Below are 24,676 nucleotides of genomic sequence, written 5' to 3'. Positions count from 1 at the left end.
GAACAAGGGGTTAGTGAAAATGGTTCGGAAAAGCAAAGAACGGGATGTCCGCGCCCTGCGCGCTGCGGGTTTGACATTAGCCAGTGCCGATCGTGTCGCACAATCGGGCGGCGGGTCCACCGCAAAACTGATCGGAGCCGCAGCGGCCTCCATACTCATTCTGGCCGGGGTTGGGGTTTACAGCCTCAACCTGTCAGGCGCGCAGGAACAAGCCGCAGCGCCTCTTGATTCGGTCGACCCCGCGCAGGCCGAGGAAACGGTAGTGACGGCAGAACCGACCCCGACGGAAACCCCGCAAGTAGTTGAAGCAAAACAGGAACCCCTGCAAACCGCACCTATTGCGCCGACCGATTTGCCTTGGGTCACCGCACTGAACAACGAACTGCCACAACCCGCATCGACCGCGCCAGAATTGCAGGATATCGCAATGTCCGTACCCGTGACTGCGCGGCCTGCCCAACCTGCCAAACTGGCCGATTGCGTGGACACGCTGGCGGCGCAAGTTGCCCAAACGGTCGTGAACTTCGATGCGGGCAGTGCGGAAATCCGACCGGACGATCTGGTCACGCTGGCCAGGGTGGGCGCGCAGATCAATGAATGCCCCGCAGCGCATGTGCAAATCGCAGGTCACTCCGATACGTCCGGCACGGACCTCATCAATCTGCAACTCAGCTGGGCGCGGGCCGAAAACACGCTGAACGCTCTGGCCTCACTGGCAGTCGATGTTTCTCAATTCGAGGCCGTGGGCTTCGGCTCGCGCGCGCCCCTGACCGAAGGCAGCGATGCCGAAGACGCGATCAACCGCCGTGTTGAATTGCGGGTGATGCGCAAAGAGGTGTTGCAATGAACATGGGCCTGATCGCAATCCAGTTTGCCGTCGCTCTTCTGCTGCTTGGCGGGGCTGCGGCGGTCGGGTTCATGATTGCCCGGCAGAAATATACCCGCCAAAGCGAAAGCTGGATTGCCGTTCTGTCTGGAGAGGCCGCCAAGTTGCGGCGCCGGGCCAAGGTGGCCGAAGACCGCGCACGCGCGGCGGAAAACGCCCTGACCCGCGAGCGGCGCAAGGCGCGCCGCTGACGACTTAACCGTGGTCGATCCGCAGTTGCGGCGCCAGTTCCACTGACAAGTCCTGGAGCACGTCCAACAGGCTTTCCACGTTCACCGTTTCCGGGTTCACGACGTCGGTCGAGAAATAGCGCAGGTAGATGTTTTGCGTGCGGTCATCCATGCCCTGATGCAGCCCCATCGACCATGTCGGGAACATCCGCTCGCGCACGTCGGAACAGGCCAGGAGGATGATATTGCTGTGGCGCGGATCGCGCGCGATACGGTGGTACAGCGCCGACACTTCGACCCTACCGCCTTCGATCACCTGCATAAAGTGATCACCGTTGTAGTGCAGCATGCCTGTCAGGTTCATCCGACCGTTATTGCGTTTGCACGTCTCGATAAGGGCCTGCGCATCCATGCTTTCGGACGGGTTGCGCTGCGAATAGTAAACAAGGCGAGTGAGATTCATGGCAGTACCTATTACTTTAGCAGATATGGTATGATCCGACTAAAGTTGCCACAAGATCAAGTTAAATAGTCCGATGTGCACTGCTTTGCGTGCATTTTCAACCGGGACTATAATTGAAAAAGGCCACCCCTTTCGAGGTGGCCTAGAACAGGTCTGTTGCCGCACTGACTTACGCCAGTTGTGCCTTGGCCTGGTCCACGATCGCAGCAAATGCTTCGGGCTCGTTCACGGCCAGATCGGCGAGAACCTTGCGGTCCACTTCGATGCCGGCCAGGTTCAGGCCGTTGATGAAGCGGCTGTATGTCAGCGCCTCGTCATGGGCGCGTACGGCGGCGTTGATGCGTTGGATCCACAGCGCGCGGAAGTTGCGCTTGCGGTTGTGACGGTCACGCGTTGCGTATTGGTTCGCCTTGTCGACGGCCTGACGAGCGACCTTGAAGGTGCTCTTGCGGCGGCCATAGTAACCTTTGGCGGCTTTGATGACCTTCTTGTGACGGGCGTGAGCGACGGTTCCACCTTTGGTGCGGGACATGTGCGTATCCTCCTATCAGCGGTCGTAGGGCATGAAGCCCTTGACGATTTTGGCGTCGGGGGCCGACAGGGTCGTGGTGCCACGGGCGTCACGGATGAATTTGCGGGTGCGTTTGATCATGCCGTGGCGCTTGCCGGCCTGACCTGCCATGACCTTGCCGGTCGCGGTCACTTTAAAGCGCTTCTTGGCGCTCGATTTCGTCTTCATCTTGGGCATTTCCGTCTCCTGTCTTTGAGTTCGGTAGATGCGCGACTCGGCATGCCACTTGGGCCGGACGCGCGGAACGAAATGGGCGTATAGGAGGTCCTTTCCGGTATGGCAAGGGCAATTGCGTGCCGCCTGCGCGCTGTCAGATGAACTGTGCAATCACCCGGACAAAGACATCCGGGATTTCCTGCAAGGTGTAGCCACCGGGTTGGGTCTGCACGGCCAGCAGGATCAGGCCACCGGCAATCAGAATGGTAACCGCAGAGGCACGTGGCGCACGACGGTCGGAAATAGCGGACAATACGGACGGAATGGAAAACCCGGCAATGATGATGCCGAGCACCAGATACAAATCAGGGCTCATTCTAGTACCTTACCTATAGTGCTGGTAAGATTACTCTGGATCAGTTGAGTAAATCAAACGTTCATCACAGGGCGCAACCCGCAGGATATTGGTGGTGCCGGTGACGTTAAAGGGGACACCCGCAGTAACGACGATCTGGTCGTTTTCGCCCGCAAATCCCTGTTCACGCGCCGCCTTGGCGGCCCCGACAACTGCCCCCTTGAACCGGTCCATAACGCCGGTGATGACACAGTTGCATCCCCAGCTCAGCGCAAGACGGCGGGCCGTGCCCACCAGCGGCGTCAGGGCAATGATCGGCACGCGCGGGCGTTCACGCGCAACCAGCAGCGCCGTTGTGCCGCTTTGGGTAAAGCAGCAGATCGCCTTGATGTCAGCGGTTTCCGCAATCTCTCGCGCCGCCGCCACGATGCCATCAGCGACCGAGCCGCCGTTGACGCTGCGGCTCGCTTCGATGATCTGGGTATAGGTCGGGTCCTGTTCGACCTCGGCAGCAACGCGGTCCATGGTGGTCACCGCCTCGATCGGATAGCTGCCCGCCGCGCTCTCGGCACTCAACATAACCGCATCTGCACCCTCGTAGATGGCCGTGGCCACATCGCTCACTTCGGCACGGGTCGGCATGGGGCTTTCAATCATGCTTTCCAGCATCTGGGTCGCCACGATGACGGGTTTGGCCACCTTGCGGCATTTGCGCACCAACCGCTTCTGGATCGGCGGGACGTTCTGCACAGGCAGTTCGACACCCAGATCGCCGCGGGCCACCATGATACCGTCACTGGCGGCCAGGATTTCGTCGAACCGCTCGACCGCATTGGGCTTTTCGATCTTGGACAGGATGGCGGCGCGGCCCTTGACGAGATCACGCGCCTCTTCCACGTCCGCAGGGCGCTGAACAAAGCTGAGCGCCATCCAGTCCACGCCAAGTTCGGCAACAAATTCAAGGTCGGCGCGGTCCTTGTCGGACAGGGCGGCCAAGGGCAGCTCGACATCCGGTACGTTCACGCCCTTGCGGTTGGAAATCACGCCACCTGCCACAACGACACAATCGGCGAAATCCGCACCGCACGCCTCGACCGTCAGACGGATCTTGCCATCGTTGACGAGCAGGGTCTTTCCCGGCTCAAGCGCGGCAAAGATTTCCGGGTGCGGCAGGCACACGCGGTTACTGTCGCCCTCGGCAGTGTCCAGATCAAGGCGGAACTTTGCACCCTCCTCCAGCATCTCGCTTTCGTCGGCAAACACGCCGACACGCAGCTTGGGGCCCTGAAGGTCGGCCAGGATGCCGATGGACGATCCGGTGTCCTCTTCGATCTTGCGAATGATGGCGTGTTTCTCGGCAATCTCTTCGTGGCTGCCATGGGACATGTTCAGGCGAAACACGTCCGCCCCGGCCTCATGCAGCGCGCGGATCATCTCGTAAGTATCCGAGGCCGGGCCCAGCGTGGCCACGATTTTCACGTTCCGCATACGTCTCATGATCTGAGGCCCCTCTGGATGATACCGCTAACGGGCACCTTATTGCCCAATTCACTTCCGTAGGCAACTGGCCTAAACCTGCAACAGATCAGGTGACATTGGCATGACATATTCCCCATTTTCTATCCACGGTGCTGAACGAACAGGCGCTTGGGTCATCACATGCGACCACGCGACCAACACCGTGCCCGGCTTTGTCGGGGGTGGCACACTTGGCCTGCCCGAGGCCGAGATGGGCCGACACATCGCCTATGACATCGGGGCCATGGGCACGGCACTGGCCTTGGGCGAGGCGCTGAATGCACCGGTGATCTGCTCGAACTTTTCGCGGCTGGTGATCGACCCGAACCGGGGTGCCGACGATCCCACACTGATCCCGCAGCTTTACGATGGCACGATCATCGCAGGGAACCGCTATCTCGACGCAGCAGAGCGCACGCGCAGGCTCGACACGCTTTACCGCCCCTACCACGACGCCATCGCACACACGGCACGCAACAAGGATATCACGTTCCTGTCCATGCACAGCTTTACACCGCAACTCAAAGGGCGCGCCGTGCGCCCATGGGAAATCGGTGTGCTGTCAGCGCAAGACCGGCGGATCGCCGACCCGCTGATCGCCGGGCTGCAATCCGTGCTGTCCAGCCCCGTGGGCGACAACGCCCCTTATGCAGGCTTCTTTCCCGGCGACGCGCTCAGCCAGCACGCCCATGTTCCGGGGCGTCCAAACGTGATCCTCGAACTGCGCCAGGACCTGATCGCGGCGCCCAAAGGGCAAACCGAATGGGCCCACCGACTGGCCCCACATCTTGAAGCCGCCCGCGCCAACGCCAATCTTTGACCCAACCCTTCTCTGTTCCAAAAATCCCGGGGTCTGGGGCAGAGCCCCAGTCCGACCCCAACCAAGAGGACCCGCCGCCATGGATGCACAAACCCAGCTCGAACTCGAAGCCGCCGCCTTTCGCCGCCTGCGCCAACACCTGATGCAGGACCGCACGGATGTGCAGAACATCGACATGATGAACCTTGCCGGATTTTGCCGGAACTGCCTGTCGCGCTGGTATCAAGAGGCCGCCGCGGAAAAGGGGATCGAGATATCCAAGGATGCCGCGCGCGAGGAATTCTACGGCATGACCATGGATGAATGGAAAGCCAACTACCAGACGGATGCGACCGGCGCGCAGCAAGAGGCGTTCAAGACGGCGTTTGCCGAGAATGTTGGTGACAAATCGTGACCTACCGTGTCGGCGAACGGGGCGAGGCCGTGGCCGCGCCCACCGCCTTTACCCCCGACCCGTTCAAACGCGCCAAACCACCCGAACCGCTGCAATTCGAGGTCAACCTGGTCGCCGAAGCGCATAGCAAGCAGCAAAAGACAGGCACCGTGTCTGTGAACATCCCCGGCTTCTCCCCGCTCAAGCTCTATTGCGATGAACAGCCCCCCGTCGGCGATGATCAGGCCCCGCCGCCGCTGGCCTATTTCTGCGCGGGCATTGGCTTTTGCCTGATGACGCACCTGACGGACATCTACACCGCCCGCAAGATCGAGATCACGTCGCTGAAGTTGGAACAAAGGGTGCGGTTCAAGACCAACCTGTCGCATATGCGCGATTTGGGTCACACGACGCAGGGCGAAACCGAACTGGTCGAAACCCACGTGCTGATCGACAGCCCCGAGCCGCGCGAGAAAATTCAGGCACTGCTGGATGAAGCCGAGGGGGCCTGCATGGCCCACTTTGCCCTGCGCAATCCAATCCCGTGGTCCACACGGCTGGTGCACAATGGGGACGAGACGGTCAGCCGGTCCGGCAACGGGGCCTAATCCGCGATCTAGTCGTTGATATCGCGGTCCCAGACTTTGACCTGACCCTTGCGCACCCCAATGACGGAGCGCAGGGCGATGGCCGCGATGACCGACGCAGCGGCAAAGATGATCAGCAACACAGGCAGCGTCGCAATCCAGCCCAGCAGGCCAAAGGCGAGACCAATGCCAACCACAACCGCCCCCACAGCCATGCCCAGAAAGACAAAGACCGGCACGAAGACTTCAATGATGCTCAGCACAAGCGCGGCAACGATCCACACCCACCACAGGGTCCAAAGGTCCATCATTTCTTGCTCCTTCCCGCCAGCATGCCAAAGGCTTCGCCAAAGGCATCCATCGCACTCGCGGGCAACACGATTGTCTGTTGCCCATCACCGCGCGCAATCTCGGTCACGGCCTCGACCTGTTTGAGCGCGACCTGGTACTGCGCGGATTCGATCCCGTGGGCCGCGATGGCCTCGGCCACGACCTGTGTTGCATAAGCTTCGGCATCGGCGCTGATCCGGCGGCCCTTGGCGGCTTGCTCGGCCGCATAAAGCTCGGCATCCGCATTCAATTCGATGGCGCGCTTGTGGCCCTCGGCCTCTGTGACCGACGCTCGGCGCGCGCGTTCAGCATTCAACTGCTGCAACATCGCCTCACGAGTCGCCACATCAAGGTTCACGTCAAGGATTTCGGCGCGCGTTACCTCGATTCCCCAGTCGTTCACGGCTTCTTCGACAAGCAGCTTGATCTCCGCAATCAGATGCGAGCGGTTGGACTGTACCTCGTCCAGTTCCATCTTGCCGATCTCAGCCCGCACAATCCCCGCAATGGTCGTCTGCACAGCGCCGTCCACATCGCGGATCCGGTACACGGTGCGCTCAGGCTCTGTCACGCGGTAGAACACGCTGGTTTCGACCTGCACCAGCGCGTTGTCCGACGTGATGGCATCCTGGCTGGCATTGGGCAACTGGCGTTCCAGTACCGACACCTTGTGGCGCGCGACATCCAGGAACGGCACGATAAAGTTGATGCCCGGCCCCAAAACCGAATGCAGGCGGCCAAAACGTTCGACAACGTATTTCTCGCTTTGCGGCACGATCCGCACGCCCAGAAACAGGCACAACAGCAGGAAAAGCGCACCCAGAATCAGGATCAGGTTTTCACTCAAGAGGCTCAGGATCAGCTCTTCATTCATTTTATTCGTCCCTCAAAGTAAATAAGATTTACATAACGAGATGGTGATGATCCACCTGCTTTTCAAGGTGGAATGGCCGCACACCCACCCGTCAGGACGAACGAAAGCGCCGCAAAACGCGGCGCTTTTGATCCTTTAAACAGCCGCTTTGCGGCTTTCATCCAGGTAGATTTCGCGCAAGCGAGGGGCCACCCGACCGGGCGTGCCGTCCCCCAGCGCCTGACCGTCAATTTCCACCACGGGCATCACGAATGTGGAGGCCGATGTGATGAACGCCTCGTCCGCCTCACGCGCCTCTACGATGGTGAAATTGCGTTCTTCAATCTCCATCTGCGCCTCTTGGGCAAAACGCAGGACAGCGGCACGTGTGATCCCGTGCAGGATATCGTTGGATTTGGCGCGGGTGATGATCTTGTTGCCCTTCACGATATAGGCGTTGTTCGAGGTGCCTTCGGTCACGAACCCGTCCTGGATCATCCAGGCGTCATCGGCCCCCGCCTTCTTGGCCATCATCTTGCCCATGGAAGGGTAAAGCAGCTGCACCGTCTTGATGTCGCGACGGCCCCAGCGGATGTCGTCAATGCTGATGACCTTCATGCCCTTTTTAGCGGCCGGATTGTCGGCAAGGCCGGGCTTGTTCTGCGTGAACAGCACGATTGTGGGCGCGGTTGTCTCCGGGTCGGGAAAGACGAAATCGCGGTCATCCGGTGCGCCGCGCGTGATCTGGAGGTATATCATCCCCTCTTCGATCCCGTTTGCGCGCACCAACTCGCGGTGCACCTCCAACAGGTCTTCCTTGGAAATGGGCGAACGCATGTCCAGCTCATCCAGCGAACGCTGCAAACGCACCGCGTGACCGTCAAAGTCGATCAGCTTGCCATCCAGCACACTGGTCACCTCGTACACGCCATCTGCCATCAAAAACCCGCGATCAAAGATCGACACCTTGGCTTCATTCTCGGGCAGGTAGTCGCCATTCACATAGACTGTACGCATCATTCATCCTCACTGCGCGGGCCGAGGCCCGTGGTTATTTCACTGCGGCGAAACGTGCATCGCCTGCAATCAGTTGCCCTTTGACCGACGCATTCGGTCGATTGTCCCACGACATGTCGACAAGGCCGTTTCCAGCCGCATTCAACACCATGCACCGCGTCCCCACCGGTTTGCGCGTGCTTTCCCAATAGCCATCGAACATGCAGACAAGCCCGCTCGATGTCACCGTCCAACTGTCGAAGAAAACGGTGATGATCCCACTGTTTGCAGACGCGGAATGCTCGGCCCACACGTCCTCGAACGTCACGGCAAAACCCTTGGCTTTTGTGGTCATCAACGTCCGCCCCGTCAGCACCTTGCGCAGCGCGCGATCCTCGGTGAGGTCGGCGCGTTTGGTCGGGGCCGTAGCAAGCTGCGCCCGCGCAGCGCCCGCATCGCCCTGAAAATTGAACGCGACGCGCCCAAACACGCTGGCCGCCTTGCGCCCGTTGAGGGGTTTGTACACCTCGGACACGCGCCGGGTTTGCACAACGTCCGGAACGACTCGCTGGCCATCCGATTGATAGATCAGGCAATCGCGGTCACGGCGCCGCAAGTTCTCTCGGCAATAGCGCAAGGCGTTCAGTTCCGCCTTGGCCTTTGAGTCATAGCCCCATGACCGCCCCCAAGGCCCGTCCGGCGATATGGCAAAGGCGGTTATGGCGTCCTCTGCCGCCAACCCTGCAAGCTGTTTGCTTTGCTTTGAGGTCAGCGTGACGGTCCATGCCTCCTGGCCCACGCCCGCCGTCGCCATGGACAGGGCCGAAATCAGAACAAACAGACCAGCAATCAAACGCATAAATTTTCCCCTGCGCGGCGCGCGGCTACCCCCACAGGTCCTGTGTGGGCGGGTGAATGCCTGCATCATCAAAGACCAACGGGGTGTCCCGGTCTTCGGCCAACAAAAGCGGTCCGTCAAGGTCCACAACCGCCGCACCCTGCGCCACCAGCGTGGCGGGGGCCATGGCGAGGGACGAGCCGACCATGCAGCCGACCATGATGCTGTATCCTTCGGCCAGGGCCGCATCGCGCAGCGCCAGGGCCTCGGTCAGACCACCCGTCTTGTCGACCTTGATGTTCACCATGTCATACTTGCCCTTCAGCGCGGGCAGGTCGGCGCGGTAATGGCAGCTTTCGTCGGCACAGACCGGCACGGGCCGTTCCAGCCCCAACAGGGCCTCGTCATCGCCAGCGGGCAGGGGCTGTTCCACCATCCCGACACCAAGGCGCACCAGATGCGGGGCAAGGTCGGTATAGACCTCTGCCGACCACCCCTCGTTCGCATCCACGATGATACGCGACTGCGGCGCACCTGCGCGCACAGCCTCAAGCCGGGGCATGTCATCGGGCGTACCCAGCTTGATCTTGAGCAAGGGACGATGCGCATGTTCGCCCGCCTGCGCCTGCATCGCCTCGGGGCTGTCCAGCGACAGCGTATAGGCGGTGATTTCGGGCCCCGGTGTGGGCAGGCCCGCCAGCTCCCAGGCGCGCTTGCCCGCCTGTTTCGCCTCAAGATCCCACAAGGCACAGTCCACCGCGTTGCGCGCGGCCCCTGCGGGCAGCAGATCATAGAGCGCAGCACGGCCGATAGTGTCGGGCAAGGCCATGATCTCCGCCGTTACACTGTCCAGCGTCTCATTATAGCGGGCATAGGGCACACATTCGCCCCACCCGGTATGCGTTCCGTCACTGACATGTGCGGTCAACACATGCGCTTCGGTGCGCGACCCGCGCGAAATGGTGAACACCTGCGCCAGTTGAAACACGTCCCGCGTTACGTCTATGCGCATGCCCACTCCTTCATTGTTCCACAAATATGCCCGCCGGAGGCGATGCTACAGCGCCGCCAACGCATCCACCAGCTTGCCCGCGCCAAAGCGGAAGGGATCAGCTGCAGGCAAGCCCATGCGGTCCTCGATCTCTTGCAGGCAGGACTTGGCCGCCGCCTCATCCAGCGCCTTGGTGTTGACCGATACACCCGTCACCTGTGCCGCCGGGTTTGCCACCCGGGCCAGGGGCAAGGCCGTGTCGCGCAGCGTTTCCAGCGAGGGCAACGTATAGTGCGGCAAGCCGCGCATATGGGTGCGGGTCGGCTCGTGACACAGCACCAAAGCGTCCGGCTGACCGCCATGGATCAGCGCCATGGTCACGCCAGAGTAGGACACGTGGAACAGGCTGCCCTGCCCCTCGATGTGGTCCCAGTGATCGTCGTCATTGTCGGGCGTCAGGTATTCAACCGCGCCCGCCATGAAATCCGCGATGACGGCATCCAGCGGCACCCCCTTGCCGGTGATCAGAATGCCGGTCTGGCCCGTGGCGCGAAAATCCGTCTTCATGCCACGCTTGCGCATCTCGGCATCCATGGACATGGCCGTGTACATCTTGCCACAGGAACAATCCGTCCCGATCGCCAGCACACGCTTGCCAGACCGTTTCACACCGTTGGCAATGGGATAGGCGATGGTCGGGACACGCACGTCATGCAGCGTGCCGCCGTTCACCTTGGCCGCCGATTGCAGCTCATTCTCGTCGCGCAGCAGGTTGTGCAGGCCAGCCGCGAGATCATAGCCCATCTGCAAGGCCTTCACGAGGACGGTCTTCCATTCGTCCGAGATCACACCGCCCCGGTTCGCCACACCAATGACCAACGTCTTGGCCCCGGCCTTAAGCCCCTCTTCGAGCGTCATGTCGGTCAGGCCCATATCCGCGCCGCAGCCCGGCAGGCGGATTTGACCCACGGCATTCTCGGGGCGCCAGTCCTTGATCCCTTGCGCCACTTTGGCAGCCAGTTGGTCAGGCGCATCGCCCAAGAACAAGAGGTATGGTGTCTGAATCATTGATGCGCTCCCCATTGGCGTGTGACACTGCAAATTGACCCAATTCCGATGCAAAGACATCGCGAAACGCGCTTGAGAACGAGAGTTCATCGAAGAATTCCGGGCAAATACGCAATCTTGCGCAAATTTCTTGCAACGCGCACTTACATGACGATCAAAAGCTGCGGCCCATTCATGCTGCAACTGCACAATCGCGCTTGCGCAAGGCGAAGCAATTTAATAACTGCCACAGCACAATCGACGCAACAATCTTGCCGAAAGGGTGCGACCCATGTCCTTCCGCCTTCAACCAACCCCGCCTGCCCGTCCCAACCGCTGCCAGCTTTTCGGCCCCGGCTCGCGCCCCGCAATTTTCGAAAAGATGGCCGCCTCTGCCGCTGACGTCATCAATCTTGACCTCGAGGATTCAGTCGCCCCCTCCGACAAGGACAGCGCGCGCGAAAACGTCATCAAGGCGACGCATGACATCGACTGGGGCAACAAGACGCTTTCGGTGCGCATCAACGGGCTCGACAGCCCCTACTGGTACCGCGATGTGGTCGATCTGCTCGAACAGGCCAGCGACCGGCTTGACCAGATCATGATCCCCAAAGTGGGCAATGCGGCTGACATCTATGCCGTCGATGCGCTGGTCACGTCGGTGGAAGCCGCCAAGGGGCGCAGCAAGCCCATCGCGTTCGAGGTGATCATCGAATCCGCCGCCGGGATCGCCCATGTGGAAGAGATCGCCGCCGCCTCCCCCCGCCTGCAAGCGATGAGCCTGGGTGCTGCCGACTTTGCCGCCTCCATGGGGATGCAAACCACCGGGATCGGTGGGACGCAGGCCAACTACTACATGCTGCACGAGGGACAGAAACACTGGTCCGACCCCTGGCACTGGGCACAGGCAGCGATTGTCGCCGCCTGCCGCACCCACGGCGTTCTGCCCGTGGACGGCCCGTTCGGCGACTTCTCGGATGACGAAGGCTTCCGTGCGCAGGCACGCCGCTCGGCCACGCTCGGCATGGTGGGTAAATGGGCGATCCACCCCAAACAGGTGGCCCTGTCGAACGAAGTCTTCACCCCGTCGGAAGAGGCCGTGACCGAAGCCCGCGAAATCCTCGCCGCGATGGAAACCGCCAAAGCCAATGGCGAAGGGGCGACAGTCTACAACGGCCGGCTCGTCGACATCGCGTCGATCAAACAGGCCGAGGTGATTGTCAAACAATCCGAGATGATCGCCAGCCACTAGGCGCCAAATGGGACGGCGGGTGGGGCGTCTTTGCCAAGGGCAAAGAGCGTCCGCCCGTCTCCCTAATCCGGCCAGACCTTGCGGCCGTCCACGCCGGTCTCTTCGATCAGACCCAGCCGCTTGGCCTCGTAGTAATAGCCGCGCGCATACCACATCACGGCCTCGTCCATATCCCCGCCCGACACCAGCCATGCCCCGCGCAAATAGCGGGTGGCGTATTTCAGGTTGGTCTCGGCATCTAGCAAATCGCTTGGCTGTCCGCGAAACCCCATCGACCGCGCCGTGGCAGGCAGGATCTGCATCAACCCGTAATAGGGCCCGTTGCGCGCGCCGGGGCGGTGCGTGCTTTCGCGGATCACGACCCGCTGCACCAGCGCCACAGGGATGTCATTCTCCGCCGCCGCCGCCTCGATCTGACTGCGCAACAGCGGTGTCTCGTTGGGATATAGGGGCACCGCGGGTGCGGCCACCGGTTCAGGCTCGCCCCCGCCACAAGCGGCAAGCGCCACCATCAGGATCATCAAAAACCATCTCATGGCGCACCCGTTACACGGCCCAAGCCGACGCGCCCAGTGCGCAAAATCGGATCGGCAAGCGCCCGCGCACACAGACGTGATTGGGCTTGGGCCGCGTGCCCGTGTTCACTGCCCCCAACCAACCGGAGAGACACATAATGCACCGCCTGCTTGCCGCCCTCGTCTTGATCGCCTTTGGCCACGCCGCTCAAGCCGAAATGGCGCCGCGCGACGGCTGGTCCGTGACCCCGACAGACAAGAACTATAACGAGCTGATCGACGCCGTGAAGGCCGCCGCCAAGGCCAACAAGATGGGCGTCGTGACGCAGGCGGGCCCGACGGGTGCCGCCAAGAACAGGGGCATCACCATCCCTGGCAACCGGGTCATCGGGCTGTTCAACAACGTCTACGCGGTGAATGTCCTGAACCTGTCCACCGCCGCCATGATCGAGGCACCGATCCGCGTCTACGTCACGGAAAATAGCGATGGCACAGCAACGCTCAGCTACAAACAGCCCTCGACCGTGTTCGCGCCTTACATGGAAGAGGCCGGACCCGACCTCGCAACACTCGCCTCCGAACTCGACACCATCTTCGCCGCCATCAGCGCGCAGGCCACACAATAGCGCGCGCCCGTCTCTTCTCTGTTCCAAAAATCCCCGCCGGAGGCTCCTGCCGTCACGGCCCTTACGCCCGCTCATCCTTGGGCGATCCGATCACCACATAGGACGTGATGCCACTGACCTGCGGCAACGCGCCCAGCATGTCGGTGTGAAAGATCTTGTAGCTGGCGATATCCGCACATTCGACGCGCAGCAGGTATTCAATCGTGCCGGTGATGTTGTGACACTCCCGCACCTCTGGCGCGCGCGAAATGGCGCGCTCGAACGCCTCCTGGCTGGCCTTGGAATGATCGTTCAAGCCCACGCCTATATAGGCGACAAAGCCTGCGCCCAGTTTTGTGCGATCCAGCACTGCGCGATAGCCGGTAATGATGCCCAGACGTTCCAGCTCCTGCACACGACGCAAGCAGGCCGAGGGCGACAGCCCCACCCGATCCGCCAATTCGATATTGCTGACGCGGCCGTCGCGGCTCAACTCATGCAATATCCGCTCGTTTATGTCGTCAAATCTGGTCATTAGTTGCGAAGATAGCCGCAACATCTGCATGTTTGCAATTTCTCATGTCGCAAATGCGCGCATTTATTGCACATGACACTCGAACTCCTCACCGCCCTTGCGACATTTGCCTTTGTCAGCTCGATCACGCCGGGGCCGAACAACCTGATGCTGATGGCGTCGGGTGCCAATTTCGGGTTCCGCCGCACGATCCCGCACATGCTGGGCATCGGCATCGGGTTCACCATCATGGTGCTGCTGGTCGGGGCCGGGCTGGTCCAGATCTTTGACGGCTACCCAATCAGCCACACGATCCTCAAGGTCGGATCGGTCGGCTATCTGCTGTATCTGGCGTGGAAAATCGCCAACGCAGCGCCGATCAAGGATGGGGATAACAGCGGCACTCCCATGACATTCCTGCAGGCGGCAGCCTTTCAGTGGGTCAACCCCAAGGCCTGGACGATGGCCCTGACGGCCGTCACCGTCTACACCCCCGACACCACGCTGTGGGCCATCGGGATCGTGGCACTGGTCTTTGGCGCGATCAACCTGCCCTCGGTCAGTTCGTGGACATTGCTGGGGCAACAGATGGCACGGGTGCTGACAAATCCGGCGCGCCTGACGGCTTTCAACTGGACGATGGCCGCCCTTTTGGTGGCCTCGCTTTACCCGGTGATCTTTCCCTGACGTTGCAAATCGCGCGGCCTCCGGCCATATAGCCTCAAACCGCATCAGGAGTGCGCGCGTGACGCAATATCTGGAATTCGAAAAGCCCCTGGCCGAAATCGAGGGCAAAGCAGAAGAACTTCGCGCCCTCGCGCGCCAGAACGAAGACATGGATGTCTCGGACGAGGCAACCGCACTGGATGCCAAGGCTGTTACACTGCTCGACGACCTTTACAAAGATCTCACGCCATGGCGCAAATGCCAGGTCGCGCGGCACCCGGATCGGCCCCATTGCGTGGATTACATCAAGGCGCTGTTTACGGACTACACCCCGCTCGCCGGGGATCGCAACTTTGCCGACGACCATGCGGTGATGGGCGGGCTGGCCCGGTTCGAGGATCGCCCCGTCGTGGTGATCGGCCATGAAAAGGGCAACGACACCAAATCGCGGATCGAACGCAATTTCGGCATGGCCCGGCCCGAAGGGTATCGCAAGGCGATCCGCCTGATGGACCTCGCGCACCGCTTTCATCTGCCGGTTATCACGCTGGTCGACACACCCGGCGCCTATCCAGGCAAAGGCGCTGAGGAACGCGGCCAATCCGAGGCGATCGCCCGCTCGACCGAAAAATGCCTGCAGATCGGCGTGCCGCTGGTCTCCGTTGTGATCGGCGAAGGCGGATCAGGCGGGGCCGTGGCCTTTGCCACCGCAAACCGCGTGGCGATGCTGGAACACTCGGTCTATTCGGTGATCAGCCCCGAAGGCTGCGCCTCGATCCTGTGGAAAGATGCGGAAAAGATGCGCGAAGCGGCAGAGGCGTTGCGGCTGACGGCGCAAGACCTCAAGCAGCTTGGCGTGATAGACCGCATCATTCCCGAAACGGTCGGCGGCGCACATCGCCAGCCGGACGTTGCAATTGCCTCGGTCGGGACGGCGATTGCAGGCATGTTGCAGGATCTTGATGGCAAGGACGCCGCCGCGCTGATTGCTGACCGCCGTCAAAAATTCCTCGGGCTGGGCCAGATCGGTTTGGCAGCCTGATCGTCAGGCCGTCATCACTGTCGCAGCACATGGTATCGCGATGCGGCCCGGCAGCTCAAACTGCACTTCAGCCCCGTTCATGCAGGGCATCACGCTGACCTTGCCCCCGCGAGACCGGGCCAGACGGCGTACCCCCAACAGACCAAAACCGCCCGCACCGACGCTGACCCCGTCATCAAGGTCGCCCAGTTCCATCAAGGTCTGGCCAAATCCCTGACCATTGTCGCGCACCGCAATCAGCAGCCGCTGCGCATTCATCTGCGTGATTTCGATCTGCAACTGCACTTCGGGTCGCCCCGCATATTTCAGGGCATTGTCGATCAGGTTGCGCAGGATGATGTGCACGACGGTATAGTCGGCATCAATCTCAATCCGGGGATAGACCGCGCTGTGGACGCGCATCGGGTCCAGCAGTACCAGAACATCGTCACAGAGTTCGCCAAAGTCGAACAATTGGCTGCATTGCGGCCCGCTTGTGGTCAGGGCCTGCGCCATGATTCCCGACACGACGTTCAGAGCCTTGTCGGCAATGTTATCGATCATGTTGACCAACTCCAGCTTGCCATCACCATGATCGACAAAATCCCGCCGCATCACTTCGGCGAGCGTTTTCAGATTGCCAATCGGGCTGCGCAGATCATGCGCGGCGAGGCACACCATATCCTCCATCTCGCGTGCGGCGGCTGTCGACATGGCCTGCACCTGCAACTGGTCCCGTTCGGGCGTGATGTTCTGCGATGTGCCGACCATATGAGTCAGCGTCCCATCCTCGTCGCGCACGGGCACAAGCGATGTGCGCACCCACATGTGGTCATTGCCGATGGGCAGGGCGATTTCGTATTCGGTATGATGCCCCCCTCCCAGGCAGCGCATTGGCGGCGAAACACGGAATAAGCGGCACGGCCCGAAAAAATGTCACAGGCACGCCGCCCTACTATCTCGTCCAGATGCAAACCCAGATGACCCAGCGCAATCCTGTTGGCAAAGGCGTAGACGGGGCGGTTTTTCTCGTCCGGCACCAACACGAACACGGGTTGGTCAACGAAATCATAGAGCTTGAAATCGATACAGTGCATCACACGTCCCTTGCTTGTGCTGCACTATAGCGTCACCTCACCTACCAAAGCTTTAACGTGTCAACTGGCAAGCATACGCAACCCCTGGGTGACATCGGACCGGACGGCAAGGCGGAGTCCAGGCTCGTCTCCGGCCCGCAGGGCGGCGATGATCAGGCGGTGATATTGGGGCGGCTCAGTGCGCCGCAACCGGCCATATAGGGCGCGCATCGTGGGGCCCATCTGCAACCAAACCGTCTCTGCCATCGCCAGCATCGCAGGGGCCTGCGCCCGCAGATAAAGAGTGCGGTGAAATTCGAGGTTGGTGCGGATATAGCTGACCGCATCGCGGTGGGCGACGGCCTCGGCCACGGCACCGTTGATTGTCTGCAACCGCTCGATCAGGGCGAGGTGCGCGCGGGGCAAGGCGCGGGTGGCCAGTTCGACCTCGATCAGGGCGCGCAGGGCGGCCAGTTCCTCGATCCGTTCATTGGACAATTCGGGCGTCGACATCCGGCCCGAGGGCGACAGGGTCAGTGCCCCTTCGGCCATCAACCGGCGGGCGGCCTCACGCACCGGGGTCATGGACACATCGTACTGTTTGGCGATGCCGCGCAGGGTCAGCGCCTGACCGGGGGCAATATCGCCGTGCATGATCCTGGTGCGCAAACGGCGGTACACGCGGTCATGGGCCGCAGTGGTCGTGTCACGGGGGCGGGACGAAAGCTGCATACCGGTTTGTGATCACAGCACGCGCCCCGGGTCAATCACCAAAGCGGTAGCGGTGCAGCGCATTGCCCTCGGTGCGCAACCAGGCGCGCAACGGGGCATAGGGGCCGTGGATACGCCCCACCTCGGCCCAGAAGGCGGGCGAATGGTTCATCTGCGCCAGATGGGCAACCTCGTGCGCAGCGACATAATCCAGCACCGCAGGCGGCGCCAAAATCAGGCGCCAGGAATACATCAGCCGGCCAGCCGACGAACAGGACCCCCAGCGCGAGCGGGTGTCACGAATGCTGAGGCCGGAATAGGGGCGCCCCAGACGCGCGGCATAATGATCACTGGAAGCCGCCAGACGATCCCGCGCGCGGGCCTTGAGAAACCCCAGCGCCCGGCGCGGCACCGCATTTGGCGCACCGGGCACAACCAGCGCATCCGGCTCAAGGCGCACGGCGCGGCCCGTTCCGGCAACGACAGTCCTGTCAGCGCCCTCAACGGGCAGCACCGCCCCGAGTTGGACGAAGACCTCATCCGGGCGGGCATCGAGATGCTTGCAGATCCAGTCGTGTTTTTCCTGCGCGAAGGCCATGGCCTCGCGCTCGGACACCCGGGGCGGCAAGGTCAGTGTCACGCGGCCATCCAGTTGCGAAATCCGCAAGGTCATGCGACGTGCGCGCGTCGAGCGGCGCAGGGTCAACGCGATTTCCCGCCCCCTTGCCCGCACCCTTGAAGGACACGCTCGGCCATCCCATCTACCCCATCTCGCCATAAGGCTTTGACTCCGTCCCGGCCTTATGGCACTTGCCCAGAATCGCCGCAATATGGACCGCCATCGCATGTGCCCGATCCGGGGCGCACGCGCGCGCAACAAGAGAGACAAGGATTACCGATGCCAAAGGAAGAATGGGGCACCAAACGCCTGTGCCCGACCACCGGTAAGCGCTTTTACGACATGAACCGCTCGCCGATCGTCAGCCCCTATACAGGCGAACAGGTCGAACTCGACAGCACCAAGACACGCATGATCGCCGCCGATGCCGAGGATGCCGTGACAGCCAAGGCCAAGGCCGCAACAGCGACCACCGACGACGATCAGGTGCTGGACGACGATGATGTCGAGGTTGAACTGGACGACGATCTGCTGGACGACGACGAGGACGAAGATACAGTCCCCCTCGACGAACTGGCCGACGTAGCGGCGGATGACGACGACTCGTAAATGCGACGGTCGAACGGGGTCTTTTTCGCTTGATCCCGTTCGGCAAAGCGCCTAATCAGCGGCGCACGGCCCAAGACGGCCACCCAAGGATGGGGCATTAGCTCAGCTGGGAGAGCGCCTGCATGGCATGCAGGAGGTCAGCGGTTCGATCCCGCTATGCTCCACCATCCTTCCTCTGGAAATTCACGAACGCGCAGGCGTGCTGGATACATATGTGGGCGCTGACTGACGCGCGTTCGCTAAACCGCGAGCCGATGCTCAGTTCCGCACGCGTCCAAAGGTCGACAGACGATTGATCTCGTCCAGGCGCTCCAGATTGACGACGGTGGACAGCATCAGGCGGTCCTGGCTCCAATCGCCGGGGCGCTGGATGGCGATGGCCGTCAGCATGATGGAGGCAACCAGCGGGCAGATCGTCGCCAGATACAGCAAACGCGGGCGGCGCAGGTGGCGCAAGTCCAGCAAGGATGTGATCCGCTTTTGCAACAGGCTGGCACGCCCGTCCAGCAAGGCCGAGCGGTCCGCCGTGACCAACGTCACCTTGGGCACAGCCACAACAAACATACGGTCCCGCCGCAAAGTTTGCTGGCACACGGACAGCAGCGTATCGCAATAGGCGCGCACATCGATCTTGCCCCGGCGCAGCACCTCTGCATCGCAGCTCAACTCGCGCAGGTTCTCCACCTGACGCTTCCATGCGTGATAGGCGGGGTTGAGGAAAAAGAACGGCTTGAGCGCCTCCAGCACGATCTCCCATTCGATGTCGCCTTGCCGCAGATGCTGAAATTCGTGCGCAATCGACACTTTCAGCTCCTGGCGTTGGCCGAGCATATGCGAGGGAACAACGACGTAATAGCACCACAGACCACGCGTCGAAAACGGCACCAGTGTCCGGTCAGACAGACGCAAACGTATGCGGCCAAAGCTGCGCCAGGCATATCCCGCCGACACGATCCGGTAGAGGCAGGCCATGGAGTAGAACAGGCGGACCGTCCCCAGCGCGAGCCCCACGAGGAACAGCGCGATGACAGTCCATGCGACCCATCCGGCGGCGTTCACCACATTGGTCAGGAACGTATCGCGCATCATCACCAACCGCTCGAACTCGGTCGCGGGCATTTCGAAGCCACCGTTCAAGTAGTAGGCAACGACCATGTCCGACAGGTTCACGTTCACGCTCTTGGCGTAACCGCTGCTTTGCAAGGTGGTGAAGGCAAGGATCAGGAAGGGCGAAAAGACGATCGCCAGAAAGACGGTGTTCAGCAACTTGAGTTGCGTGACATAGCTGTGTTTCAGGCCCAGATGGTTCAGAAGGAACCGCGCCATCGACCAGAAGAAATAAGCCGCGACAAATAGAATATTGGCATTGATGAAAGCATCGAGAAGGGCGTCACCCGGTATCATTTTTCAACCTCCGATCCACTAATGCCCGGATTTTCCCCAATGCTTCTTCTGTCAGTGCATCATCATTGACGAGACGCGCCACCAGTGAAACGGGCGTGTCGTCAAACAGCTTCATAGACAGATCTTTTAGTGAACGGGTTTGATAGGCGTCCTTGCCCAGGGTCGGTTTGAAAACATGGCGTTTGCCATCCTTCCGACTGGTCACGAATTCCTTTTGTTCCAATATGCGCAGGATGGTGGCCGCCGACGTATAGGCAAGGTCACGGCCCTCGGGCAGTTGGTCCAGCACATCGCGCACCGTCCCCTCGCCTAAAGCCCAGAGTTCATTCATGAACTCCAGTTCAACCTCGGTCAGCAGCTCGTTCTTTTTCTTTTGTCTCATGCGGTACCATCCAGGACGTATCGCTCACGTATTATGTCGCGCGAGTAGATACGAAGATTTTAGTTTTTCAAAACGCTTTTTCACACTTTCCAGAAACAGAAGATGCCCCAAACCACCGATATGCCCAAGGGAACCCACAGCGGTTGGCCCATAAGCCCAAGCCAGGCGAGGAAAATATAGGCGGTGCCCAGCAGCGTGATGAACAAGCGGTCACCGAGCGTCGTGGTCAGTCCAAACACCCCCGTCCGTTCGATCCCGTCCCGATACTTGGTGATTTCCAGCACCGCAATGATCGCGATGGCTCCAAAGATGCCGCAGAAAAGTGCGAATGTGATCGGTGTCCACGCCATCCAGAAACTGGGCCACAGCGGGTCGGTCCAGGAAAACCCCTTTTCCTCTGCCTGATTGGCCACGTTGCCCCAGCCCTGTGCCAGCGCCGATGTCGGCAGCAATGCGGCGAGATAGATCAGATGTTTCATCACACCCTCCCCAGGGCAAAGCCCTTGGCGATATAGTTGCGCACAAAGTAGATCACGATGGCCCCGGGGATGATGGTCAGCGTCCCTGCGGCGGCCAGCAGCCCCAACTCATACCCGGCGGACGAGGCCGTCTTGGTCATGGTCGCCGCAATCGGTTTGGCGGCAACGGCCGTCAGCGTCTTGGCCAGCAACAGTTCCACCCAAGAGAACATGAAGCAGAAGAACGCCGCGACCCCGATCCCCGCCTTGATCGTCGGCAGGAAGATGGTGACGAAAAAGCGGGGGAAGGAGTAGCCATCGACATAGGCCGTTTCGTCCAGTTCCTTGGGCACGCCACCCATGAACCCCTCCAGGATCCACACCGCCAGCGGGATGTTGAACAGGCAATGCGCCAGCGCCACGGCAAGGTGCGTGTCAAACAGCCCCACCGAGGAATAGAGTTGAAAGAACGGCAACGCGAACACCGCCGCGGGCGCCATCCGGTTGGTCAGCAGCCAGAAAAACAACTGCTTGTCGCCCAGAAACCTGTAGCGCGAGAAGGCATAGGCCGCAGGCAGCGCCACACAGACCGAGATCACCGTGTTGATCGACACGTAAATGATCGAGTTGATGTAGCCCCAATACCAGCTCGGGTCGGTGAAGATGACCTTGTAATTGTCCAGCGTGAAGGTCTGTGGAAACAGACTGAACCCCGACAGGATTTCATTGGTGGTTTTGAACGACATCGCGACCAGCCAGTAGATCGGCAGCATCAGGAACGCGATGTAGAGGATCGGAATGAGGGAGCGTTTTCTCATTTCGCATCATCCTTCGTCATCAGAGTGTAAAACAGCCACGACACCAGCAGCGTGATCGCGAAATAGATCAGGCTCATCGCCGCCGCAGGGCCAAGGTCGAACTGCCCAAGGGCAATCTTGACCAGATCAATGGACAAGAGCGTGGTCGAGTTGCCGGGCCCACCGCCCGTCAAAACAAACGGCTCGGTATAGATGTTGAAGCTGTCCATGAACCGCAACAGGATCGCGATGGTCAGAACCGTCTTCATCTTGGGCAGTTGGATGTAGCGGAACACTTTCCAAGGGGAAGCGCCGTCGATCTTGGCCGCCTGGTAATAGGCATCCGGGATCGACACGAGGCCCGCATAGGACAAGAGCACAACCAGCGAGGTCCAGTGCCAGACATCCATCACGATGATCGTGACCCAGGCCGCAAAGGGGTTCTGCGTCATGTCATAGGCAATGCCCAACACATCGTTGAGGAAATAGCCCATCAGCCCGATCTTGGGCAGAGTAAAGATGTTCCACATCGCGCCGACCACGTTCCACGGGATCAGCATGGGCAGGGCCATCAACACGAGGCAAACAGGCACCCACATGCCTTTGCGCGGCATCGACAGGGCAATGATGATGCCCAGCGGCACCTCGATGATCAGGATCAGGAAGGTGAACAGGAACTGGCGACCCAACGCAGCCTGAAAACGATCAGACCGCAGGATTTGTTCGAACCAGTCGAGGCCCTGCCAGAAGAACACGTTGTTCCCGAACGTCTCCTGCACCGAATAGTTGACCACCGTCATGATCGGGACCAGCGCGTTGAACGCGACCAACAACAGGACGGGCAGGACAAAGAACCACGCCTTTTGGTTTTCGGTTTTCATGGTGCCGTTGCCCCCGATTTCTCTGTTGCGATCCAGCCGTCGCGATAAAGCCGAGTCTGATCCGGTCGAAAGGCCAGATGCACAGCCTCGCCTTGTGCAGGCACCTCGCCCTCGACAATCGCCTTGACGGATGTGTCGCCCACCATGGCCTCGACCACGGCGTGGCGGCCCACGTCCGACACTTTGTGTATGCGCGCGGCGAGGCCCTGATCAGACAGCGACACGAATTCAGGCCGGATGCCCAGTTGGGTCAACCCGCCCGCACCCGTCACCTTGCCTTCCAGGCTGACAGGCTGTCCTTCGAACAGGGCACCGCCTGCGCGTTCTTCGACCGGCAACACGTTCATGCCGGGCGATCCGATGAAGTGGCCGACAAAGGTGTGCTGGGGCCGTTCGAACAACTCGACCGGCGTGCCAATCTGCACGACTTCGCCCTCCTGCATGACCACCACCTGATCCGCGAATGTCAGCGCCTCGGTCTGGTCATGCGTCACATAGATCATGGTGGCGCGCACCCGCTGGTGCAGCTCTTTCAACTTAGACCGCAGCTTCCACTTCAGATGCGGGTCAATCACGGTCAGGGGCTCGTCGAACATCACGACATTCACGTCGTCGCGCACCAGCCCACGGCCCATCGAAATTTTCTGCTTGTTGTCGGGGCTCAGGTGCGAGGCGCGGGTGTCGAGCATCTCTTCGACCTCCAGCATCGCGGCAATCTCGGCCACGCGCGCAGCGATCCGCCCCTCGTCCACCCCGCGATTGCGAAGGGGAAAGGCGAGGTTATCACGCACAGTCATCGTGTCGTAGATCACCGGAAACTGGAACACCTGCGCAATGTTGCGCTGGTTGGGCGGCAGGTCAGTCACATCCTGATCATCAAACAGCACCCGCCCCTCTGACGGCACCAACAGGCCAGAAATGATGTTGAGCAGGGTCGACTTGCCACAACCGGATGGCCCCAGCAGGGCATAGGCACCACCATCCTGCCATTCGAGGTCGATCTCCTTAAGCGCATAGTCATCGCGCGACGCCGGGTTGGGCATGTAGGCATGCCGCAAATTGGAAAGGACAATCCTGGCCATCAGGTAACAAGCCTCCCATCTGAGTCGAAATAGAATGCCTTGCTGACATCCATGAAAAACTGGTGCTCTTCCCCGACTTCATACGGATGCACGCCATGAGCCAGTGACACCCAGCCATCCCCGCCCATCTGGAAATGCGCGCTTGATTCCGAACCGGACAGTTCGGTGACCAGCACAGTGCCCATCAACGGCACATCACTGGGTGATTCAGACACCGGCGTCACATGATGCGGGCGGATGGCAACGGTGTAGGCACCATCAGGCAGGTCCGCGGCAGCACCCTGCAACGTCCAGGTCACGCCCGTCTCCATCCGCGCCTCGCTGCCGGTCTTGACCACATCGGCGGCATTGATCGGCGGGTCCGAAAACACGCGCGCCGCCGTCAGGTTCTGCGGCTTGCGGTAAATCTCCGCCGTGGGGCCGAACTGGGTGACACTGCCGTCTTCCATCAGGGCGGTCATACCCCCCAGCAACAGCGCCTCTTCGGGTTCGGAGGTGACATAGACCACCACCGCGCCCCGCCCCGCAAACAGCTCGGGCAGTTGCTCGCGCAGCTCTTCGCGCAGCTTGTAATCGAGGTTGGCAAGGGGTTCGTCCAGGAACACCGCGCGGCTCTCCTTGGCGATGGCACGCGCCAGCGCACAGCGCTGTTGCTGCCCGCCCGACAACTCCTGCGGGCGGCGGTTCAGCATGGGGCGCAGTTGTAGCACATCCGCCGCCGCCTCGACACGCCCCTGAATTTCGGATTTCGCCATGCCTGCAACCCGCAAGGGGGAGGCAATATTGTCGAACACCGTCATCTGCGGATAGTTCACAAAGAACTGGTGCACGAGGCTGATGTTCCGTTTTTGCGTGGACAGTTTCGACACGTTCTGCCCGTCCATCCAGATCTCACCGCTTGCAAGCGGATCAAGGCCCGCCATCAGCTTGATCAGGGATGTCTTGCCCGACCCGGTCTGGCCCAGCAACACGTTGAAATGACCCGTCTCCAGCACCAGCGACGTCGGCTTGATGTGGGTGATCCCGCGGGTCACCTTACTGGCCTGTTTCAGCTCGATTGTCATTGAGATGTACCTGTTTCAAAACGGCCGGGGCTGTTGGGAACCCCGGCCTGATGCCGGCCCGCCTGC

General features: G+C 60.9%; 33 protein-coding genes and 1 tRNA gene. 11 read left to right on the top strand and 23 right to left on the bottom strand.

Annotated features, from left to right (window positions below):
• Positions 1-19 precede the first annotated feature (19 nt).
• Both ACMHLQ_RS14650 and ACMHLQ_RS14645 read left to right on the top strand, forming a co-directional pair.
• Positions 20-847, top strand: coding sequence for an OmpA family protein (locus tag ACMHLQ_RS14650; RefSeq protein WP_415401436.1), 828 nt, complete (start codon positions 20-22; stop codon positions 845-847).
• Entirely contained in the window at positions 844-1,077 is a 234-nt protein-coding gene (locus ACMHLQ_RS14645) for a hypothetical protein (RefSeq protein ID WP_415401435.1), read from the top strand. Before ACMHLQ_RS14650 ends, ACMHLQ_RS14645 begins: the two co-directional genes overlap by 4 nt.
• Before the next feature lie 4 nt (positions 1,078-1,081).
• Here the strand turns inward: ACMHLQ_RS14645 and ACMHLQ_RS14640 are convergent, their stop codons facing one another.
• From ACMHLQ_RS14640 to pyk, 5 genes are all read right to left on the bottom strand, one after another.
• Positions 1,082-1,519, bottom strand: coding sequence for a BLUF domain-containing protein (locus tag ACMHLQ_RS14640; protein ID WP_415401434.1), 438 nt, complete (start codon positions 1,517-1,519; stop codon positions 1,082-1,084).
• A gap of 169 nt (positions 1,520-1,688) precedes the next feature.
• On the bottom strand, positions 1,689-2,051 hold the full coding sequence (rplT, locus tag ACMHLQ_RS14635; protein WP_415401432.1) for a 50S ribosomal protein L20: 363 nt from the start codon (positions 2,049-2,051) through the stop codon (positions 1,689-1,691).
• 15 nt (positions 2,052-2,066) lie between these two features.
• Positions 2,067-2,267, bottom strand: coding sequence for a 50S ribosomal protein L35 (rpmI, locus tag ACMHLQ_RS14630; RefSeq protein WP_027263382.1), 201 nt, complete (start codon positions 2,265-2,267; stop codon positions 2,067-2,069).
• A 133-nt stretch (positions 2,268-2,400) separates the two neighbouring features.
• The gene (locus ACMHLQ_RS14625) at positions 2,401-2,622 is read right to left on the bottom strand and encodes a hypothetical protein (RefSeq protein ID WP_415401431.1); all 222 of its coding nucleotides are present in this window, start codon (positions 2,620-2,622) and stop codon (positions 2,401-2,403) included.
• A gap of 30 nt (positions 2,623-2,652) precedes the next feature.
• Positions 2,653-4,098, bottom strand: coding sequence for a pyruvate kinase (gene pyk, locus ACMHLQ_RS14620; RefSeq protein ID WP_415401430.1), 1,446 nt, complete (start codon positions 4,096-4,098; stop codon positions 2,653-2,655).
• A gap of 103 nt (positions 4,099-4,201) precedes the next feature.
• Between pyk and ACMHLQ_RS14615 the strand changes: the two genes are divergently transcribed.
• The 3 genes from ACMHLQ_RS14615 to ACMHLQ_RS14605 all read left to right on the top strand — a co-directional run bounded on the left by ACMHLQ_RS14615 (position 4,202) and on the right by ACMHLQ_RS14605 (position 5,920).
• Complete coding sequence (locus ACMHLQ_RS14615) at positions 4,202-4,939, top strand: N-formylglutamate amidohydrolase (protein WP_415401429.1); 738 nt, start codon at positions 4,202-4,204, stop codon at positions 4,937-4,939.
• A gap of 79 nt (positions 4,940-5,018) precedes the next feature.
• Positions 5,019-5,333, top strand: coding sequence for a DUF1244 domain-containing protein (locus tag ACMHLQ_RS14610; protein ID WP_415401428.1), 315 nt, complete (start codon positions 5,019-5,021; stop codon positions 5,331-5,333).
• Entirely contained in the window at positions 5,330-5,920 is a 591-nt protein-coding gene (locus ACMHLQ_RS14605; RefSeq protein ID WP_415401427.1) for an OsmC-related (seleno)protein, read from the top strand. The genes ACMHLQ_RS14610 and ACMHLQ_RS14605 overlap by 4 nt, the downstream gene beginning before the upstream one ends.
• Before the next feature lie 8 nt (positions 5,921-5,928).
• Here the strand turns inward: ACMHLQ_RS14605 and ACMHLQ_RS14600 are convergent, their stop codons facing one another.
• From ACMHLQ_RS14600 to dgcN, 6 genes are all read right to left on the bottom strand, one after another.
• The gene (locus tag ACMHLQ_RS14600) at positions 5,929-6,207 is read right to left on the bottom strand and encodes an NfeD family protein (protein WP_415405291.1); all 279 of its coding nucleotides are present in this window, start codon (positions 6,205-6,207) and stop codon (positions 5,929-5,931) included.
• Complete coding sequence (locus ACMHLQ_RS14595; protein WP_415401426.1) at positions 6,207-7,103, bottom strand: SPFH domain-containing protein; 897 nt, start codon at positions 7,101-7,103, stop codon at positions 6,207-6,209. Before ACMHLQ_RS14595 ends, ACMHLQ_RS14600 begins: the two co-directional genes overlap by 1 nt.
• A gap of 135 nt (positions 7,104-7,238) precedes the next feature.
• Complete coding sequence (locus ACMHLQ_RS14590; protein WP_415401424.1) at positions 7,239-8,102, bottom strand: D-amino-acid transaminase; 864 nt, start codon at positions 8,100-8,102, stop codon at positions 7,239-7,241.
• 31 nt (positions 8,103-8,133) lie between these two features.
• Positions 8,134-8,937, bottom strand: coding sequence for a hypothetical protein (locus tag ACMHLQ_RS14585; protein WP_415401423.1), 804 nt, complete (start codon positions 8,935-8,937; stop codon positions 8,134-8,136).
• Positions 8,938-8,962: 25 nt separating this feature from the next.
• Positions 8,963-9,928, bottom strand: coding sequence for an N-acetyl-D-Glu racemase DgcA (dgcA, locus tag ACMHLQ_RS14580; protein WP_415401422.1), 966 nt, complete (start codon positions 9,926-9,928; stop codon positions 8,963-8,965).
• Positions 9,929-9,973: 45 nt separating this feature from the next.
• Entirely contained in the window at positions 9,974-10,975 is a 1,002-nt protein-coding gene (gene dgcN / locus ACMHLQ_RS14575; protein WP_415401421.1) for an N-acetyltransferase DgcN, read from the bottom strand.
• A gap of 271 nt (positions 10,976-11,246) precedes the next feature.
• Here dgcN and ACMHLQ_RS14570 point away from each other — a divergent pair, with 271 nt between their 5' ends.
• A complete protein-coding gene (locus tag ACMHLQ_RS14570; RefSeq protein ID WP_415401420.1) occupies positions 11,247-12,206 on the top strand; it encodes an L-malyl-CoA/beta-methylmalyl-CoA lyase in 960 nt (319 codons plus the stop codon).
• Positions 12,207-12,268: 62 nt separating this feature from the next.
• Here ACMHLQ_RS14570 and ACMHLQ_RS14565 read toward each other — a convergent pair whose 3' ends face one another.
• Entirely contained in the window at positions 12,269-12,742 is a 474-nt protein-coding gene (locus tag ACMHLQ_RS14565; RefSeq protein WP_415401419.1) for a transglycosylase SLT domain-containing protein, read from the bottom strand.
• A gap of 137 nt (positions 12,743-12,879) precedes the next feature.
• Here ACMHLQ_RS14565 and ACMHLQ_RS14560 point away from each other — a divergent pair, with 137 nt between their 5' ends.
• Positions 12,880-13,347 (top strand): DUF302 domain-containing protein, encoded by a 468-nt coding sequence (locus ACMHLQ_RS14560; RefSeq protein WP_415401418.1) that lies wholly within the window; start codon positions 12,880-12,882, stop codon positions 13,345-13,347.
• A 61-nt stretch (positions 13,348-13,408) separates the two neighbouring features.
• Here ACMHLQ_RS14560 and ACMHLQ_RS14555 read toward each other — a convergent pair whose 3' ends face one another.
• A complete protein-coding gene (locus ACMHLQ_RS14555) occupies positions 13,409-13,861 on the bottom strand; it encodes an Lrp/AsnC family transcriptional regulator (protein ID WP_415401417.1) in 453 nt (150 codons plus the stop codon).
• A gap of 72 nt (positions 13,862-13,933) precedes the next feature.
• Here ACMHLQ_RS14555 and ACMHLQ_RS14550 point away from each other — a divergent pair, with 72 nt between their 5' ends.
• Together ACMHLQ_RS14550 and ACMHLQ_RS14545 are read left to right on the top strand one after the other, a co-directional pair.
• On the top strand, positions 13,934-14,527 hold the full coding sequence (locus ACMHLQ_RS14550; RefSeq protein WP_415401416.1) for a LysE family translocator: 594 nt from the start codon (positions 13,934-13,936) through the stop codon (positions 14,525-14,527).
• Between the two features lie 58 nt (positions 14,528-14,585).
• On the top strand, positions 14,586-15,548 hold the full coding sequence (locus ACMHLQ_RS14545; protein WP_415401415.1) for an acetyl-CoA carboxylase carboxyltransferase subunit alpha: 963 nt from the start codon (positions 14,586-14,588) through the stop codon (positions 15,546-15,548).
• A 3-nt stretch (positions 15,549-15,551) separates the two neighbouring features.
• Here ACMHLQ_RS14545 and ACMHLQ_RS14540 read toward each other — a convergent pair whose 3' ends face one another.
• From ACMHLQ_RS14540 to ACMHLQ_RS14530, 3 genes are all read right to left on the bottom strand, one after another.
• Positions 15,552-16,421 carry an ATP-binding protein gene (locus ACMHLQ_RS14540; protein WP_415401414.1) on the bottom strand — a complete coding sequence of 290 codons (870 nt, stop codon included), beginning with the start codon at positions 16,419-16,421 and terminating at the stop codon, positions 15,552-15,554.
• 263 nt (positions 16,422-16,684) lie between these two features.
• Positions 16,685-17,335 carry a GntR family transcriptional regulator gene (locus ACMHLQ_RS14535; protein WP_415401413.1) on the bottom strand — a complete coding sequence of 217 codons (651 nt, stop codon included), beginning with the start codon at positions 17,333-17,335 and terminating at the stop codon, positions 16,685-16,687.
• A 31-nt stretch (positions 17,336-17,366) separates the two neighbouring features.
• Positions 17,367-17,987 (bottom strand): M48 family metallopeptidase, encoded by a 621-nt coding sequence (locus ACMHLQ_RS14530; RefSeq protein WP_415401412.1) that lies wholly within the window; start codon positions 17,985-17,987, stop codon positions 17,367-17,369.
• Positions 17,988-18,212: 225 nt separating this feature from the next.
• Between ACMHLQ_RS14530 and ACMHLQ_RS14525 the strand changes: the two genes are divergently transcribed.
• Both ACMHLQ_RS14525 and ACMHLQ_RS14520 read left to right on the top strand, forming a co-directional pair.
• Entirely contained in the window at positions 18,213-18,542 is a 330-nt protein-coding gene (locus ACMHLQ_RS14525; protein ID WP_415401411.1) for a TIGR02300 family protein, read from the top strand.
• A gap of 91 nt (positions 18,543-18,633) precedes the next feature.
• Positions 18,634-18,709, top strand: a tRNA-Ala gene (locus ACMHLQ_RS14520).
• Positions 18,710-18,800: 91 nt separating this feature from the next.
• On the opposite strand, the gene ACMHLQ_RS14515 is transcribed toward ACMHLQ_RS14520, so the two are convergent.
• The 7 genes from ACMHLQ_RS14515 to ACMHLQ_RS14485 all read right to left on the bottom strand — a co-directional run bounded on the left by ACMHLQ_RS14515 (position 18,801) and on the right by ACMHLQ_RS14485 (position 24,610).
• Positions 18,801-19,946, bottom strand: a complete 1,146-nt coding sequence (locus ACMHLQ_RS14515; RefSeq protein ID WP_415401410.1) for a M56 family metallopeptidase — start codon at positions 19,944-19,946, stop codon at positions 18,801-18,803.
• A complete protein-coding gene (locus ACMHLQ_RS14510) occupies positions 19,933-20,328 on the bottom strand; it encodes a BlaI/MecI/CopY family transcriptional regulator (RefSeq protein WP_415401409.1) in 396 nt (131 codons plus the stop codon). Before ACMHLQ_RS14510 ends, ACMHLQ_RS14515 begins: the two co-directional genes overlap by 14 nt.
• Positions 20,329-20,408: 80 nt before the next feature.
• Positions 20,409-20,807 carry a DUF2160 domain-containing protein gene (locus ACMHLQ_RS14505; RefSeq protein WP_415401408.1) on the bottom strand — a complete coding sequence of 133 codons (399 nt, stop codon included), beginning with the start codon at positions 20,805-20,807 and terminating at the stop codon, positions 20,409-20,411.
• Positions 20,807-21,604 (bottom strand): carbohydrate ABC transporter permease, encoded by a 798-nt coding sequence (locus ACMHLQ_RS14500; protein ID WP_415401407.1) that lies wholly within the window; start codon positions 21,602-21,604, stop codon positions 20,807-20,809. The genes ACMHLQ_RS14505 and ACMHLQ_RS14500 overlap by 1 nt, the downstream gene beginning before the upstream one ends.
• Entirely contained in the window at positions 21,601-22,464 is an 864-nt protein-coding gene (locus ACMHLQ_RS14495; RefSeq protein WP_415401406.1) for a carbohydrate ABC transporter permease, read from the bottom strand. The genes ACMHLQ_RS14500 and ACMHLQ_RS14495 overlap by 4 nt, the downstream gene beginning before the upstream one ends.
• On the bottom strand, positions 22,461-23,546 hold the full coding sequence (locus tag ACMHLQ_RS14490) for an ABC transporter ATP-binding protein (RefSeq protein ID WP_415401405.1): 1,086 nt from the start codon (positions 23,544-23,546) through the stop codon (positions 22,461-22,463). Before ACMHLQ_RS14490 ends, ACMHLQ_RS14495 begins: the two co-directional genes overlap by 4 nt.
• A complete protein-coding gene (locus tag ACMHLQ_RS14485; protein ID WP_415401404.1) occupies positions 23,546-24,610 on the bottom strand; it encodes an ABC transporter ATP-binding protein in 1,065 nt (354 codons plus the stop codon). Before ACMHLQ_RS14485 ends, ACMHLQ_RS14490 begins: the two co-directional genes overlap by 1 nt.
• Positions 24,611-24,676: the final 66 nt, after the last annotated feature.

The sequence above is a fragment of the Tateyamaria algicola genome (genome assembly GCF_047715485.1).
In the GTDB taxonomy this organism is placed as follows: Bacteria; Pseudomonadota; Alphaproteobacteria; order Rhodobacterales; family Rhodobacteraceae; genus Tateyamaria.
The sequence above is the reverse complement of the archived record's forward strand: the minus strand, read 5'-3'. Positions and strand labels throughout refer to the sequence as shown.